The organism is Bacteroides sp. PHL 2737 (assembly GCF_004115325.2).
GTDB classification, from domain to species: domain Bacteria; phylum Bacteroidota; class Bacteroidia; order Bacteroidales; family Bacteroidaceae; genus Bacteroides; species Bacteroides hominis.
In genome coordinates, this window is record NZ_CP040630.1 from 412806 (window position 1) to 429389 (window position 16584).

The 16584-nt window shown below is 43.6% G+C and carries 11 protein-coding genes, 2 tRNA genes and 3 rRNA genes; 3 read left to right on the forward strand and 13 right to left on the reverse strand.

The features are described from left to right. Positions 1-134: 134 nt before the first annotated feature. The gene (gene tig / locus DBK98_RS01755; RefSeq protein WP_032529761.1) at positions 135-1490 is read right to left on the reverse strand and encodes a trigger factor; all 1356 of its coding nucleotides are present in this window, start codon (positions 1488-1490) and stop codon (positions 135-137) included. Positions 1491-2729: 1239 nt separating this feature from the next. Here tig and DBK98_RS01760 point away from each other — a divergent pair. Continuing rightward, the gene (locus DBK98_RS01760) at positions 2730-2975 is read left to right on the forward strand and encodes an RNA-binding protein (RefSeq protein ID WP_005811280.1); all 246 of its coding nucleotides are present in this window, start codon (positions 2730-2732) and stop codon (positions 2973-2975) included. Positions 2976-3090: 115 nt separating this feature from the next. On the opposite strand, the gene lptB is transcribed toward DBK98_RS01760, so the two are convergent. Then, the gene (lptB, locus tag DBK98_RS01765; protein ID WP_005782293.1) at positions 3091-3852 is read right to left on the reverse strand and encodes an LPS export ABC transporter ATP-binding protein; all 762 of its coding nucleotides are present in this window, start codon (positions 3850-3852) and stop codon (positions 3091-3093) included. A gap of 75 nt (positions 3853-3927) precedes the next feature. Between lptB and DBK98_RS01770 the strand changes: the two genes are divergently transcribed. Then, positions 3928-4671 carry an ABC transporter permease gene (locus DBK98_RS01770; RefSeq protein WP_005782292.1) on the forward strand — a complete coding sequence of 248 codons (744 nt, stop codon included), beginning with the start codon at positions 3928-3930 and terminating at the stop codon, positions 4669-4671. Continuing rightward, positions 4668-5438 (forward strand): ABC transporter ATP-binding protein, encoded by a 771-nt coding sequence (locus DBK98_RS01775; RefSeq protein WP_005782291.1) that lies wholly within the window; start codon positions 4668-4670, stop codon positions 5436-5438. Before DBK98_RS01770 ends, DBK98_RS01775 begins: the two co-directional genes overlap by 4 nt. Positions 5439-5670: 232 nt before the next feature. On the opposite strand, the gene DBK98_RS01780 is transcribed toward DBK98_RS01775, so the two are convergent. From DBK98_RS01780 to DBK98_RS01830, 11 genes are all read right to left on the reverse strand, one after another. Further along, entirely contained in the window at positions 5671-6318 is a 648-nt protein-coding gene (locus DBK98_RS01780; RefSeq protein ID WP_005782290.1) for a response regulator transcription factor, read from the reverse strand. A gap of 176 nt (positions 6319-6494) precedes the next feature. Further along, the gene (gene der / locus DBK98_RS01785) at positions 6495-7808 is read right to left on the reverse strand and encodes a ribosome biogenesis GTPase Der (RefSeq protein ID WP_005782289.1); all 1314 of its coding nucleotides are present in this window, start codon (positions 7806-7808) and stop codon (positions 6495-6497) included. 52 nt (positions 7809-7860) lie between these two features. Next, complete coding sequence (era, locus tag DBK98_RS01790; RefSeq protein WP_005782288.1) at positions 7861-8742, reverse strand: GTPase Era; 882 nt, start codon at positions 8740-8742, stop codon at positions 7861-7863. A gap of 87 nt (positions 8743-8829) precedes the next feature. Beyond that, on the reverse strand, positions 8830-9834 hold the full coding sequence (locus DBK98_RS01795) for a beta-ketoacyl-ACP synthase III (protein ID WP_005811282.1): 1005 nt from the start codon (positions 9832-9834) through the stop codon (positions 8830-8832). Positions 9835-9932: 98 nt separating this feature from the next. Beyond that, a complete protein-coding gene (rpmF, locus tag DBK98_RS01800) occupies positions 9933-10118 on the reverse strand; it encodes a 50S ribosomal protein L32 (RefSeq protein ID WP_002562387.1) in 186 nt (61 codons plus the stop codon). A gap of 13 nt (positions 10119-10131) precedes the next feature. Continuing rightward, complete coding sequence (locus DBK98_RS01805; RefSeq protein WP_005822044.1) at positions 10132-10707, reverse strand: DUF177 domain-containing protein; 576 nt, start codon at positions 10705-10707, stop codon at positions 10132-10134. A gap of 287 nt (positions 10708-10994) precedes the next feature. After that, positions 10995-11105, reverse strand: a 5S ribosomal RNA gene (rrf, locus tag DBK98_RS01810). A gap of 89 nt (positions 11106-11194) precedes the next feature. After that, positions 11195-14082: ribosomal RNA gene (locus DBK98_RS01815) — 23S ribosomal RNA — on the reverse strand. Positions 14083-14232: 150 nt separating this feature from the next. Next, positions 14233-14309 (reverse strand) — tRNA-Ala (locus DBK98_RS01820). A 26-nt stretch (positions 14310-14335) separates the two neighbouring features. Next, positions 14336-14412, reverse strand: a tRNA-Ile gene (locus tag DBK98_RS01825). Positions 14413-14567: 155 nt separating this feature from the next. Beyond that, positions 14568-16096 (reverse strand): 16S ribosomal RNA (locus DBK98_RS01830). The 16S, 23S and 5S rRNA genes sit together here with 2 tRNA genes alongside, the layout of an rRNA operon. Between the last annotated feature and the right edge of the window lie 488 nt (positions 16097-16584).

Sequence of the window (16584 nt, forward strand, 5' to 3'; positions counted from 1 at the left end):
TACGTTCCTTTCTATTATTAATAATGTAACTGCAAAGAAACAAAAAAGAACACAGAGACACAAAAAAACACAGAGTTATAATTCTATAAAAACTCTGTGTTTCTGTGACTTTATGTCCTGTTCAAAAGAAGAGCTTATTCAAACATCTTATTGAATTCTTCCATTGAAACGGTTTTGTTCTCCAATGTAACCTTGCCTTTCAGTGCAGCGGCCAATTTGGTTTCTACTACGCGGTTCACCAAACCGTCGATGCTTTCTTTCTTTTTCAGCATCTCTTTTGCGTAGTTTTCGAGGATATCATCGGGTATAGTCAGCATACCGTATTGAGCAAACTGAGCTTTTGTAGCTTCTTTCGCCATGTTGATAACGTCGTCCTGCTCTACCTTGATATCATTTTCTTTCACCAACTGCTCCTTAATCAGGTGCCATGTCAGTTCTTCGATGCTCTTATCGTAGTTTTCGTTTACGAATTCTTCGCCTTTGTCTTTGTTGTTCATCAACATAACGCGTTTCAGCAGTGCATCCGGGAATTCCAGCTTACCTACTTTGTCTGCCAATACCTTGCGGACATCGATCAGAAATTTATAATCGCTATCGGCAACGAACTGGGCTGCGATGCTTTCTTTTACTTTAGCACGGAATTCTTCTTCTGTCTTCACTGCGTCTTTGCCGAATACCTGATCGAAGAGTTCCTGATTCAGTTCACCGTTTACGAAACGGGTCACTTCTTCTACCTGGAAGCTGAAGTTGGATTTTACTTCGGCAGCAGCTTCTTTGTCAATCTTCAGCAGTGATGCGATTTCAACAGCATTGCCTTCGTAAGCAGCATCCGGATTGAATACCAGTACGTCGTTTACTTTAGCGTTTGCGAAGATAGCCTTCTGCTCGTCGTTCTTCATGTACGAAGGCATCATTACAGCACCTTCTACCTGAATACCGCCTTCTTTCGTGTTGCCTTCTTCATCAAGTTCGGCCAACAGACCTTTCAGCATATCGTTTTCTTCGTATGCCTCTACCTGTTCGTATTTTCCGTTACGTTGAGTATAAGCTTTAATCTGGTTTTCTACCATTTCGTCAGTTACCTCGATTGTATAGTAGTCTACCTTGTCCTGGCTGTTAACCTCAGCTTTGAACTCCGGAGCCAAAGCGATATCGAATACAAATTCGAATTCTTCCATTGTATCGAAATCGATATCCGGCTGCTTTTCTTCGTTAGGCATCGGTTCGCCAAGGATGTTTACGTTATTCTCCTTAATGTATTCGTATACTTTCTCAGAAAGCAATTTGTTCACCTCGTCGGCAATGACTGACTTACCATACATCTTCTTCACCAAGCTCATAGGAACCATGCCCGGACGGAATCCCGGAACCTGAGCTTTCTGACGGATGTTCTTCAACGATTTGTCTACCTGAGGCTGGTAGTCAGCTTTTTCAAGCTTCACGGTAAGCAATGCGCTTACTTTGTCAATGTTTTGTAATGAAACGTTCATTCTGACAATTATTTATTTGATTTATACTTTATTCTATACTCAAACGAGGGTGCAAAATTAGTGCTAATCTTTCAAATTTCAAAAAACATTGCAGAATTATTTCATTTGCAGAGAATCGCCATTTCAGACGAAAGCAGCCGGACATACGGCAGAAAAGACATTAATCCGTTTTCAAAAGAACCCGTTTTACTTTTTATTAACCAAAAAAGAAGAAAACAAAAAGACAGGTCCGGACGGAAAAGTCCGGAACAGAGGCCGGCAAAGCAGCGAAGTTCAACACAACCGGATGTGGATAAGGAGGTCGGAAACCGGTTCATTGCTAACGGAGTGCCACCACAAATATCAATTATAGTAACAATCGGAGATTATACTGTCAAAAGGATCAAAAATCCTTCTTTCCGCTGACTCGGCTTTTCGTTTCTCCGCTCCATCCGGAGGAAATAGAGCTCCGGAAGGTGGCTTTTTGCCTCCCAAAGCCTGACTCTTCCGGAAACAAAACCTGTGTTTTACTGAAAAGCAAGCTTCTTTTTGCGGAAAAGACGGGTACATTTGCCCCGAAAGACGTTAGCATTTCCGGAAAACGCTTACGTCTTTTCCGGATTTCTTTAAATGTTTTCCCCAATTGCATATATTGTTCCGGAAAAAGAAGCTTCCGAACTCTTTTTTCACTCTGGTTGCTCTCCGCGAAACGACGCGACCGGACTATCGGAAGAACAAGTATTTGACATAAAAAAGTACATGATGCATCAAGAGGATATGTTTCTCTTTCAGTCTGTCCAGAAACCGATCATCGGGTAAACAAAAAGATAATGGGCAAACTGGCTGGAAGACGTTTTTTCTGACTTAGACGAATGGTCCTCCGAAATAAACAAATATGAGAGAATACGATTGTCATTTTGACAAAATGCTATCAAACTTCCACCACCTTCACCGTAACACCGGGAAGTCAGTATCTTCTTTACAACTTATGTTTTCCAACTTCATCCTAAGATCTCTCCAACCCGTTAAATTTCATAGGTTTCGCACACAAAAAAAGAGAAAAAGTTATTGCAATTCCGGATTTTATGTGTTTCTTTGTTGCGGAAAGATGATCGATTAGTTTCTCGATTTCGATTACAAGGTTTTTACTCCCGTCGACAAGACGCTTTTGTAAACTCTCTGTTTCTTTAATCTTTTTATTATTAAATCATCTTCCGGAGAGTTTTTTATTTCATTTATTTTATTTTTATCATTTTCACTATGAACATTTATGTTGGAAACCTTAACTACCGTGTTAAGGAAGCAGATCTGCAACAAGTTATGGAAGACTACGGAAAAGTAACTTCTTGTAAAGTAATCATCGATCGCGAAACAGGCAGATCAAAAGGTTTTGGTTTCGTAGAAATGGATGACGATGCAGCTGCAACAAAAGCTATCGCAGAATTAAACGGAGCGGAATACGAAGGCCGTACTATGGTACTCAAAGAAGCCAGACCGAGAGATTGACGATAGGAGAAAGAATTAAAAAGAAACCTTTTACCAGAAGAACCGGTAAAAGGTTTTTTTATGTATTCTATGTTCAAACGGCTCCCCCGATACACAGGAGAACGGAAACAGCAGACTAATCTTTCAACTGGAAGTCTTTGCGCCGCAAAACGAAACTGTTACTCAGATATTTCTCACGCACAATCTTATTCTCAGCCAACTCCTCAGGGGTACCCTGAAACAGGATTTTTCCTTCGAACAGCAGATAGGCACGATCGGTAATACTCAATGTTTCCTGTACGTTATGGTCGGTAATCAGGATACCGATGTTTTTATCTTTCAACTTCCATACAATCTGCTGGATATCTTCTACGGCAATCGGGTCTACCCCGGCAAAGGGTTCATCAAGCATGATGAATTTGGGGTCGATAGCCAGACAACGCGCGATCTCCGTACGGCGGCGCTCACCACCCGACAACTGGGTACCTTTATTCTTCCGCACTTTCTGCAAACGAAACTCGGCAATCAAACTTTCGAGCTTATCTTTCTGATAATCGAGAGGTTTATTAGTCATCTCAAGCACGGAAGCAATGTTGTCCTCCACCGTCATCTGGCGGAAGACCGAAGCCTCCTGAGCCAGATATCCGATACCGGTCTGAGCACGTTTATAAACAGGATATTTCGTTATTTCAAGATCGTCCAGGAAAATACGGCCTTCATTCGGGGTAATCAATCCTACGGTCATGTAGAACGAAGTGGTCTTACCGGCACCATTCGGTCCCAGCAAACCTACAATCTCACCCTGCTTCACATTGATGGAAACATGGCTCACTACCGTACGCTTACCGTACTTTTTCACCAAGTCTTCGGTACGAAGCACCATCTTGCTTTCTTCCATATCCTTTGTTATTTTGCGGCAAATGTAGCAAAAATAAGCCGAAAAAACGTACATTTGCAAACAAATATACGAGTTATGATTAAAGCATTAAGAACCGTCGGCAGATACATGATGCTTATGGGACGGACTTTTTCACGTCCCGAGCGCATGCGTATGTTCTTCCGGCAATATATCAAAGAGATAGAGCAACTGGGGGTAAACTCTATCGGCATCGTGCTGTTGATTTCATTCTTCATCGGCGCGGTGATTACCATCCAGATTAAACTAAACATCGAAAGCCCATGGATGCCCCGCTGGACGGTGGGATACGTCACTCGTGAGATTCTTTTGCTTGAGTTCTCCTCCTCCATCATGTGTCTGATCCTGGCCGGTAAAGTGGGATCGAACATCGCTTCCGAACTGGGTACAATGCGTGTGACACAGCAGATTGATGCACTCGAAATCATGGGAGTGAATTCCGCCAACTATCTGATATTACCCAAAATCACGGCAATGGTTACCATGATTCCTATTCTGGTGACCTTCAGCATCTTTGCAGGTATCATCGGAGCATTCGCCACCTGCTGGTTCGGCGGTATTATGACGGCCACCGACCTTGAATACGGACTCCAGTATATGTTTGTAGAATGGTTTGTGTGGTGCGGCATCATCAAGTCACTGTTTTTTGCCTTTATCATTGCCAGTGTATCCTCTTTTTTCGGCTATACCGTAGAGGGCGGCTCGATAGAAGTGGGAAAGGCATCTACCGATTCGGTGGTTTCCAGCAGCGTACTGATTTTGTTTGCCGATCTGGTATTAACTAAACTTTTAATGGGATGATCGAAGTAAAAGGACTCTATAAATCATTCGAAGGTAAAACGGTATTGCATAATATAGATGCCTCTTTCGAAAACGGAAAAACCAGCCTGATTATCGGTCAGAGCGGTTCGGGTAAGACGGTATTGATGAAGTGCATCGTCGGATTGCTGACACCGGAAAAGGGTGAAGTACTCTATGACGGACGCAACTTTCTGGCAATGGGTAAAAAAGAAAAGAAACATTTGCGACGCGAAATGGGAATGATTTTCCAAAGCGCGGCTTTGTTCGACTCCATGTCCGTTTTAGATAACGTAATGTTCCCTCTCAACATGTTCGGTACCGATACATTGCGCGAACAAACCAAACGGGCCATGTTCTGCCTCGATCGGGTCAACCTGACAGAAGCTAAAGATAAATTTCCCGGCGAAATCAGTGGCGGTATGCAGAAACGTGTAGCTATCGCACGGGCCATTGCGCTGAACCCGCAGTATCTCTTCTGCGATGAACCGAACTCAGGACTCGACCCGAAAACCTCTTTGGTAATAGACGACCTGATTCACGATATTACCCGGGAGTACAACATGACCACCATCATCAATACTCACGACATGAACTCGGTAATGGGTATTGGCGAAAAGATTATCTATATTTATCAGGGAACCAAAGAGTGGGAAGGCACGAAAGACGACATCTTCACTTCGACTAACGAACAGTTGAACAATTTCATTTTCGCTTCCGACCTGCTGCGTAAAGTAAAGGATGTAGAAATACAAAACCTCGAAGGCTGATCTTCTCAACAGATTGAAATAGAAGGGCTCATGAATCATCGCAACTCATGAGCCCACTTTTTGTTATAAAAAAACCAGTTAATAGAATCGACATATATCATCACGACATATTGACTGTCCCAAAGTTCTCAATAAAACTTAAAAAGAGAATAATTCCAATTACACATCAAAGATAACAAAAAAAATGCAGCAAAACATCACCGAAAACCGTGACAAATTGAAATAAATAGAATCATCCAATCTCTATCCATCCTTTTGCCATAGCTTTCACTACCATATCGATAGCGTTCTTTGCACAAAACTTTTGTATTAGCCTTTTGCGAAATGTTTCGACAGTATTTTCTGATATCTTCAATTCAGCCGCAACTTCATGCGTATTACATCCCCTCGCGACAGCTTTCAGTACATCAAGCTCACGCTTTGTGGGTATATCTTTAGGATGAATTTGTACAGGACTGAGGCTTAACCTCTGACGAATGGACTTAAACCGCGGACATGCATAAGAATCACCTGCAAGCACGCTCTTCACGGCATTTCCTATTTCCATAGCTTCGGATGATTTAAGGATCACAGCATTCACTTTCTGACGAATCAAACGGTTGATAATCCAGATTTCTTCATGCATAGTACTAATAATAATACGTGCACTCTCATTAATCTCACGAATCATATCAACCAAATCGAATCCTGATATATCGGGGAGGCTTACATCCAAAACATAGATGTCGTAGTCTCTCTCCCCAATCAATTCGGCAGCTCTCGTTCCCGAAGTCACCGCATCGGCAACTTTAACCCCCGGCACTAACTCAAGCATGCGTTGCATCCCTTCAAGAATCAGTGCATGATCGTCAACCAATAGTATTTCTGCCTTCGTTTCCATGTAGCCTCTGTCTGTATTTATGGTTTGTTTCTTTTTGCTCTGTACAAATATAAATAAAAAGAGTTATATAAGAAACAAAAAGAATCAATTATTTCAAAAATGATGGGCAAAAAGAAAGCCGGAATTATGATAATCCGGCTTTTACATTTATATATCAATACTATTCGACACAAAAATCACTTCTGTCTGATATAAATATTGATAGGCGTTCCACTCAGATCCCACTTTTCACGCATCTTGTTCTCCAGGAATCTTCTATAAGGCTCTTTCACGTACTGTGGAAGATTAGCAAAGAAGACAAACGAGGGTACCTGCGTATTAGGCAGCTGAGTAACGTACTTAATCTTGATATATTTTCCCTTAGTCGCAGGAGGCGGATAAGCTTCGATCAACGGAAGCATCTCTTCGTTCAGGCGAGCTGTCGGAATTTTAATCATACGGTTCTCGTAAACTTTACGTGCCTCTTCAAGCACCTTGAGAATTCTCTGTTTTGTCAATGCCGATGCAAACACAATAGGGAAATCAACAAAAGGAGCAAAACGTGAACGAATGGCTTCTTCAAAAGTCTTCATTACTTTATCAGTCTTGTTTTCTACAAGATCCCACTTATTCACGACTACCACTAACCCTTTTGAGTTTTTCTGAATCAACGAGAATATATTCAAATCCTGGCTTTCTATACCACGGGTCGCATCCACCATCAGAATACATACATCGGCCCCCTCTATGGCACGAATAGAACGGACAACCGAATAATATTCGAGATCCTCGTTTACCTTATTCTTTTTACGAATGCCGGCTGTATCTACCAGATAGAAATCGAAGCCAAACTTATTGTAACGAGTGTAAATAGAATCGCGGGTTGTTCCGGCTATTTCCGTAACAATATTACGTTCTTCCCCGATAAAAGCATTCACAATAGACGATTTACCGGCATTAGGACGTCCCACCACAGCGAAACGAGGGATGTCTTCATCCAGAATCTCATCGGATTCTTTCTTGAATTTACTAACAATCAAGTCCATCAGATCTCCTGTACCACTACCACTAATCGCAGAGATACAATAAGGATCGCCCAATCCCAACCGATAAAACTCAGGAGCATTGTATCGCAGCTCATGATTATCCGTCTTATTGGCCACCATGATGACCGGACTTTTGGCACGGCGTAATATGGCAGCTACCTGCATATCCAAATCTGTCACTCCATTTGTCACATCCACCACAAACAGAATCACATCCGCTTCATCCACTGCCATCAATACCTGCTTGCGGATTTCCTCTTCGAATATATCGTCAGAGTTTACTACCCATCCACCGGTATCAACAACAGAAAACTCTCGCCCTAACCATTCGGATTTACCATACTGCCTATCACGGGTAGTACCCGCTTCATCGTTCACAATTGCCTGACGGGTTTTCGTCAAACGATTAAATAAGGTAGACTTGCCCACATTGGGTCGTCCTACGATTGCAACTAAATTTCCCATAGTTTACACACTTTATTTTTGCGACTATCACAGTCGTATGAATTTTCTTTTTTTAATCTAACTGATAACCAAAATTCCGCAATTCCTTGTCAGAGCTGCGCCAATCTTTGTCTACTTTCACATAGGTTTCCAGAAAAACAGTTTTTCCGAAAAAACGTTCCAAATCCCGCCGTGCCTCTGTAGCAACTTTCTTTAGGGCTTTACCCTGTTTTCCTATAATAATCCCTTTCTGAGAATCACGCTCTACATAAATCACGGCATGAATATGTATCTTCTTCGCATCTTCTTTGAATTGCTCCACCACCACCTCTACCGAGTACGGAATCTCTTTATCATAGTACAACAGGATCTTCTCACGGATAATCTCGTTGACAAAGAAACGGGCCGGCTTATCAGTCCACTGGTCCTTATCAAAATAAGGAGGTGAGTCAGGCAAAAGTTCTTTGATCCGCTTCATCACATAGTCCACATTGAACTTTGTAGCTGCCGAAATCGGAATAATCTCAGCTTGTGGAAGCAACTCTTTCCAGTCTTCCACCAGCTTCACCAGCTTTTCCTGGTCAGTCAAGTCAATCTTGTTAATCAATAACAAAACCGGAGCAGTCTGCTGACGCACTTTCTGAATAAATTCATTATTCTTATCAGGAGTTTCAATCACGTCTGTCACATAAAGCAAGACATCTGCATCCGCTAATGCTGAAGTAGAAAAGTTCAGCATAGATTCCTGCAACTTATAATTAGGTTTCAACACCCCCGGAGTATCCGAAAAAACAATCTGCATATCATCCGTATTATAGATACCCATAATCCGGTGACGAGTAGTCTGCGCCTTAAACGTAGCAATTGAAATACGTTCGCCTACCAACACATTCATCAGTGTCGACTTACCCACATTGGGATTTCCTACTATATTCACAAAACCAGCTTTATGCATCGCCTTCCATTTATTGATTTAGACAAAAAAACGCATCGAATCGAAATAAGATGCGTTTTATGTGATTTATATTAGCAACTTTCGTTACTATTCTTTTTTCCCGTCGTAACCCCATTTCACATACACGGCACCCCAAGTAAATCCGGCACCAAACGCAGTGAAAATAATGTTATCGCCTTTCTTAAGTTTCTCTTCAAAATCCCAGATACACAATGGCAACGTACCCGCACTCGTATTACCGTAATGCTGAATATCCACCAGAACTTTCTCCATCGGAACTTCCATGCGATGAGCTACCGCTTCGATGATGCGCATATTGGCTTGATGGGGAACAATCCAGTCAATGTTATCTTTTGTCAGCCCGTTCTTTTCTGCTATAGCTGCACTGACATCAGACATATTAGAGACAGCGTACTTGAACACAGTTCTACCTTCCTGATGAATATAATGCATTTTATTGTCAACCGTGAAATAAGAAGGAGGACAAACCGAACCACCCGCTTTCATGTGGAGGAAAGGCAATCCCTTACCATCAGTTCTCAATATAGCATCCATAATTCCCAAGTCTTCCGTGGTCGGTTCAAGCATAAAAGCTGCCGCTCCATCACCGAAGATAGGGCATGTTGCACGTTCTGTGTAATCCACCATTGATGACATTTTATCGGCACCAACAATGATTACTTTTTTATATCGTCCCGAACGAATAAAATTGGCAGCTGTTTCCATCAGATACAAGAATCCGCTACAAGCAGCCTGTAGATCGAAAGCAAAAGCATTTTTTAGTCCGAGTTTATCACAAAGAATAGAAGCTGTTGAGGGGAAATGATAGTCAGGAGTAGTAGTTGCAACGATAACTAAATCAATGTCATCAGGATTTGAACCCGTTTTTTTCATCAACTGTTTAGCTGCCTTACGGGCCATATACGAAGTACCTAATCCCTCTTCGTTCAGTATTCGTCTTTCTTTTACTCCGATACGAGTCATAATCCACTCGTCATTGGTATCCACCATCTTAGATATCTCGTCGTTTGTCAAGACATAATCAGGTACATATCCTCCGACTCCTGTGATTACTGCATTTATTTTTTCCATCAATTCTGTTTTAATTTAGCAATACATCTAATACTTAAAGCAGCCGGAGAGCAATGCTCTCTGGCTGTTTGATAAGTATAAGCTTATTCAGACTGCAATTATACAGCAGCTTCTTTTTCAATTGCCAGCTTACCTCTGTAGTATCCGCAAGCGCCGCATACTGTGTGGTAAACATGCCATTCACCGCAGTTCGGGCAAATAGCCAATGTAGGAGCTACTGCTTTATCATGAGTTCTTCTCTTTGCAGTTCTTGTTTTTGATTGTCTTCTCTTAGGATGTGCCATTTTCTTTTAAACTTTAATTATTATCTAATATTTTTTTTAATTCATTCCAGCGCGGATCAATCTGTTCCTCCGCTTCATCTTCCACAACGATATCCTCACCAGCGCCAAAAGATTCTTCTGCATCGTCATCACTACTTGTTCTAAGATGCTTGTTCAGCTTACTGGTCACAGCTTTATTGCATTTACCGGGAGCATGCACATGCTTCATCGGGATAGCCAAAGCTATAAACTCGTACATAAACCAAGCTACATTGATCTCCCCTTCTTCCTCAGGGATCACAATCAGATTATCTCCCTCTTCAGCATATTCACGGCCAAATTTCACCATCAACTTATCTGAGGAAGTAACCGGCTGCTCCATCTCATCCAAACAACGGTCACATGGTACCCATACGATACCTTCTGTCTGGAAGCTCAATTCAAAAGCACGAGAGGTCTTTTTAACCGTCAACTCTACGTTGACTTTACCTTTCTGAACTTCAGGGCCATCAATATGAGCGAAAAAAAGATTGTCAAGTAGAAACTCATACTTACATGAGTCTGCTTGCATTCCTTTCAAATCAATTTTGTATTTATCAAACTTTCCCAAAGCTTCTTTTTTTTAATCGTTGCAAAGGTACAAAAAAAGCCCAAACGTTATGTACTACTTAACTAATTTTCATCTGAATCTTAAGTAGGTAGACATAATTCGGGCGACAAAGATACGAATAATAATCCTCATAACATACAAATTATCAGTAAATATTCGTATTTTAAGTAGTATTTTATTTATAAACGAGTGCATCAGTTCGGTTGTTATCCTCCCTCCTTCTTTTCCTACGTCTATAAACAAGTCATCCCCTCGTGTCTTCTGACCCGAGGGGATGAACTCTCTGAAAACGGCGACTACCTACTCTCCCACTGTTACGCAGTACCATCGGCGTGATCAGGCTTAACTTCTCTGTTCGGAATGGGAAGAGGTGGAACCCTGATGCTATAGTCACCTGAATAAGGCAGACATAATGTACAAAAGTAAACTTAGCCGTCTATCACCCGGATAGTAAAGCTAAACGGATATATAAACCATAAAGGACAATAAAAGAAAGTCATCGGGCAATTAGTAACGCTCGGCTGTGATGTTACCACCTGTACACCTGCGTCCTATCAACGTTGTAGTCTACAACGACCCTAAAAGAAATCTAATCTTGTGGCTGGCTTCGTACTTAGATGCTTTCAGCACTTATCCAATCCCGACTTAGATACCCGGCAATGCACCTGGCGGCACAACCGGTAAACCAGAGGTCAGTCCAACACGGTCCTCTCGTACTAGTGTCAGAGCCACGCAAATTTCATGCGCCCACGATAGATAGAGACCGAACTGTCTCACGACGTTCTGAACCCAGCTCGCGTGCCACTTTAATGGGCGAACAGCCCAACCCTTGGGACCTTCTCCAGCCCCAGGATGTGACGAGCCGACATCGAGGTGCCAAACCCCTCCGTCGATATGAGCTCTTGGGAGGGATCAGCCTGTTATCCCCGGAGTACCTTTTATCCTTTGAGCGATGTCCCTTCCATACGGAAACACCGGATCACTATGCTCTAGTTTCCTACCTGATCGACTTGTAAGTCTCCCAGTCAAGCGCCCTTATGCCATTACACTCTGCCGCCGGTTACCAATCGGCGTGAGGGCACCTTTAGAAGCCTCCGTTACACTTTTGGAGGCGACCACCCCAGTCAAACTACCCACCAAACAGTGTCCTCGCAAATGCGAGTTAGAACTCAAATAATCAAAGGGCCGTATTTCAACAGCGACTCCACAAATACTGGCGTACCTGCTTCAAAGTCTCCGGCCTATCCTACACATCAATTACCCAAATTCAATGTTAAGCTATAGTAAAGGTTCACGGGGTCTTTTCGTCCCATCGCGGGTAATCGGCATCTTCACCGATACTACAATTTCACTGAGCTCACGGTTGAGACAGTGTCCAGATCATTACACCATTCGTGCAGGTCGGAACTTACCCGACAAGGAATTTCGCTACCTTAGGACCGTTATAGTTACGGCCGCCGTTTACTGGGGCTTCAATTCAATGCTTCTCTTGCGATGACATCTCCTCTTAACCTTCCAGCACCGGGCAGGTGTCAGGCTGTATACGTGATCTTTCAATTTTGCACAGCCCTGTGTTTTTGTTAAACAGTTGCCTGGACCTATTCTCTGCGCCCTCCCGTCACCGGGTAGGGACCCTTTATCCCGAAGTTACAGGGTCAATTTGCCTAGTTCCTTAACCGTGATTCACTCAAGCGCCTGAGTATATTCAACCCGACTACGTGTGTCCGTTTGCGGTACGGGTACCATTAAGATTAAGTTTAGCGGATTTTCTTGGGAGTATGTTTACACGCACTATTACCGTTTTCCGAGGAAATTGGTATACTGTCAGGTTCGACTCTTATCCCGGATTTGCCTGGGATAATCAACATCTACACCCTTTAACGGACTATTCCGTCAGTCCGCGGCGTTGTCACTCCTCCGTCTCCACGTCACTCTTAATGCTAGTACAGGAATATTAACCTGTTCTGCCATCGGCATCACCGTTCGGCTGAGCCTTAGGACCCGACTAACCCTGATCCGATTAGCGTTGATCAGGAAACCTTAGTCTTGCGGCGAGGGGGTTTCTCACCCCCTTTATCGTTACTTATACCTACATTTGCTTTTCCACACGCTCCAGTAAAGCTCACGCTTAGCCTTCAACGCAGAGTGGAATGCTCCCCTACCGATACTTACGTATCCCATAGCTTCGGTAAAACACTTAATGCCCGATTATTATCCACGCCAAACTCCTCGACTAGTGAGCTGTTACGCACTCTTTAAATGAATGGCTGCTTCCAAGCCAACATCCTAGCTGTCTTAGCAATCTGACTTCGTTAGTTCAACTTAGTGTTTATTTGGGGACCTTAGCTGATGGTCTGGATTCTTCTCCTTTAGGACATGGACCTTAGCACCCATGCCCTCACTCCTGAGATCGAACTAATGCGCATTCGGAGTTTATCAAGACTTGATAGGCGGTGAAGCCCTCGCATCTTATCAGTCGCTCTACCTCACATTAGTAATTCTCAAGGCTGCACCTAAATGCATTTCGGGGAGTACGAGCTATCTCCAAGTTTGATTAGCCTTTCACCCCCACCCTCAGGTCATCCGGAAGCTTTTCAACGCTTATCGGTTCGGTCCTCCAGTTAGTGTTACCTAACCTTCAACCTGCCCAAGGGTAGATCACTTGGTTTCGCGTCTACTCCTTCCGACTATCCGCCCTGTTCAGACTCGCTTTCGCTTCGGATCCACATCTCAAGATGCTTAACCTTGCCGGAAAAAGTAACTCGTAGGTTCATTATGCAAAAGGCACGCCGTCACAACTTACGCTGCTCCGACCGCTTGTAGGCGCATGGTTTCAGGGACTATTTCACTCTTCTATTCGAAGTGCTTTTCACCTTTCCTTCACAGTACTGGTTCGCTATCGGTCTCTCGGGAGTATTTAGCCTTACCGGATGGTCCCGGCTGGTTCACGCAGAATTCCTCGTGCTCCGCGCTACTCAGGATACCACTACGCTTCAGTTACCTTAGAATACCGGGCTATCACCGTCTATGGCGCGGCTTTCCAGCCGCTTCTTCTCAATAACTTTCTTGCGAGAGCGTGGTCCTACAACCCCACACATGCCGTAACACGGGTGGTTTGGGCTATTCCCCGTTCGCTCGCCACTACTAGGGGAATCATTATTTATTTTCTTTTCCTGCAGGTACTAAGATGTTTCAGTTCCCTGCGTTAGCCTCCAACTTGGTTGGATGACATTCCTTCAGAATGCCGGGTTGTCCCATTCGGAAATCTTCGGATCAAAGGTTATTTGCACCTACCCGAAGCTTATCGCAGCTTATCACGTCCTTCATCGCCTCCGAGAGCCAAGGCATCCGCCATGCGCCCTTATTTACTTTCTTTTATCGCCAGGTTCATCTCCTTTTCTTAAAAAGGATCTGAACCAAATGGTTCGATATATACTTTTAGCTCTTACTAAATTTACTTTTTTTTGTACATCATGTCAAAGATCGTATGATAACATTCGGCAACTTGTGTTGCCAGCGTATCAATGGTGGAGAATAACGGATTCGAACCGTTGACCCTCTGCGTGCAAGGCAGATGCTCTAGCCAGCTGAGCTAATCCCCCAATCATACAAGATATCAATCTCGTCTTGGTAGTCCCAGGCAGAGTTGAACTGCCGACCTCTACATTATCAGTGTAGCGCTCTAACCAACTGAGCTATAGGACTAGTTCAACCGTGTCCTGTCTTAGACTCGGCTTCTGTTTTTCTCTTGTTTATCTCTATCTATATTGCTATAGACGGTCGATCTATATTCTATAAATAAACAAGTACCAGTAGTACAATTTTAGAACCGATGAACGTCGTTTTCAACATCGCTCCAGAAAGGAGGTGTTCCAGCCGCACCTTCCGGTACGGCTACCTTGTTACGACTTAGCCCCAGTCACCAGTTTTACCCTAGGACGCTCCTTGCGGTTACGTACTTCAGGTACCCCCGGCTCCCATGGCTTGACGGGCGGTGTGTACAAGGCCCGGGAACGTATTCACCGCGCCGTGGCTGATGCGCGATTACTAGCGAATCCAGCTTCACGAAGTCGGGTTGCAGACTTCGATCCGAACTGAGAGAGGCTTTTGGGATTAGCATCCTGTCACCAGGTAGCTGCCTTCTGTACCCCCCATTGTAACACGTGTGTAGCCCCGGACGTAAGGGCCGTGCTGATTTGACGTCATCCCCACCTTCCTCACATCTTACGACGGCAGTCTCTCCAGAGTCCTCAGCATGACCTGTTAGTAACTGAAGATAAGGGTTGCGCTCGTTATGGCACTTAAGCCGACACCTCACGGCACGAGCTGACGACAACCATGCAGCACCTTCACAGTGGTGATTGCTCACTGACATGTTTCCACATCATTCCACTGCAATTTAAGCCCGGGTAAGGTTCCTCGCGTATCATCGAATTAAACCACATGTTCCTCCGCTTGTGCGGGCCCCCGTCAATTCCTTTGAGTTTCACCGTTGCCGGCGTACTCCCCAGGTGGAATACTTAATGCTTTCGCTTGGCCGCTTACTGTATATCGCAAACAGCGAGTATTCATCGTTTACTGTGTGGACTACCAGGGTATCTAATCCTGTTTGATACCCACACTTTCGAGCATCAGTGTCAGTTGCAGTCCAGTGAGCTGCCTTCGCAATCGGAGTTCTTCGTGATATCTAAGCATTTCACCGCTACACCACGAATTCCGCCCACCTCTACTGTACTCAAGACTGACAGTATCAACTGCAATTTTACGGTTGAGCCGCAAACTTTCACAACTGACTTACCAGTCCACCTACGCTCCCTTTAAACCCAATAAATCCGGATAACGCTCGGATCCTCCGTATTACCGCGGCTGCTGGCACGGAGTTAGCCGATCCTTATTCATATTATACATACAAAACAGTATACATACTGCACTTTATTCTAATATAAAAGAAGTTTACAACCCATAGGGCAGTCATCCTTCACGCTACTTGGCTGGTTCAGGCTCGCGCCCATTGACCAATATTCCTCACTGCTGCCTCCCGTAGGAGTTTGGACCGTGTCTCAGTTCCAATGTGGGGGACCTTCCTCTCAGAACCCCTATCCATCGAAGGCTTGGTGGGCCGTTACCTCACCAACAACCTAATGGAACGCATCCCCATCCTTTACCGGAATCCTTTAATAATCAAACCATGCGGAATGATTATCCCATCGGGTATTAATCTTTCTTTCGAAAGGCTATCCCCGAGTAAAGGGCAGGTTGGATACGTGTTACTCACCCGTGCGCCGGTCGCCAGCAAAGAAAGCAAGCTTTCTTCCTGATGCCCCTCGACTTGCATGTGTTAAGCCTGTAGCTAGCGTTCATCCTGAGCCAGGATCAAACTCTTCATTGTAAAAGTATTGTTATATATCCCAATAAGGGACAATATTAGCTCTGTTCAGGATGTCGAAAATTTATTGACGGTCATTTTTCATATACCTATATAATAAGTATTGACGGTTCTAAATTTACTTGTACTACTTGTATTGTTTATCAATTTTTCAAAGAACTCTTCTTTCGATTGCGCTTCGTTTTAAAAGCGGGTGCAAAGGTAAAAGGTTTATTTTAAAACACCAAATGTTTTGGAAGTTTTTTTTTTAAAATATTTCTTTCGAAGGGAAATCTTAAACTATCTATAGATAGGAAAAGAACCAAGAAAAGAAACTGCCTTTTCTTTGCGAATCGGACGGCAAAGATAACTACTTTTTAAGTATATAACCAAATAAATTCGGAAATATTTTTCGGGTAGATCTCTTAAGCGGATCCGAGCGCTTTTGCAACATGTCAATTTCAATAAACTTTCCTTCTCTTGGAAAGCGGGTGCAAAAGTACGGGATTTAC

Coding starts and splice junctions, on each gene's coding strand:
- tig (WP_032529761.1), bottom strand. CDS start 1,490: ATGAACGTTTCATTACAAAACATTGACAAAGTAAGCGCATTGCTTACC.
- DBK98_RS01760 (WP_005811280.1), top strand. CDS start 2,730: ATGAACATTTATGTTGGAAACCTTAACTACCGTGTTAAGGAAGCAGAT.
- lptB (WP_005782293.1), bottom strand. CDS start 3,852: ATGGAAGAAAGCAAGATGGTGCTTCGTACCGAAGACTTGGTGAAAAAG.
- DBK98_RS01770 (WP_005782292.1), top strand. CDS start 3,928: ATGATTAAAGCATTAAGAACCGTCGGCAGATACATGATGCTTATGGGA.
- DBK98_RS01775 (WP_005782291.1), top strand. CDS start 4,668: ATGATCGAAGTAAAAGGACTCTATAAATCATTCGAAGGTAAAACGGTA.
- DBK98_RS01780 (WP_005782290.1), bottom strand. CDS start 6,318: ATGGAAACGAAGGCAGAAATACTATTGGTTGACGATCATGCACTGATT.
- der (WP_005782289.1), bottom strand. CDS start 7,808: ATGGGAAATTTAGTTGCAATCGTAGGACGACCCAATGTGGGCAAGTCT.
- era (WP_005782288.1), bottom strand. CDS start 8,742: ATGCATAAAGCTGGTTTTGTGAATATAGTAGGAAATCCCAATGTGGGT.
- DBK98_RS01795 (WP_005811282.1), bottom strand. CDS start 9,834: ATGGAAAAAATAAATGCAGTAATCACAGGAGTCGGAGGATATGTACCT.
- rpmF (WP_002562387.1), bottom strand. CDS start 10,118: ATGGCACATCCTAAGAGAAGACAATCAAAAACAAGAACTGCAAAGAGA.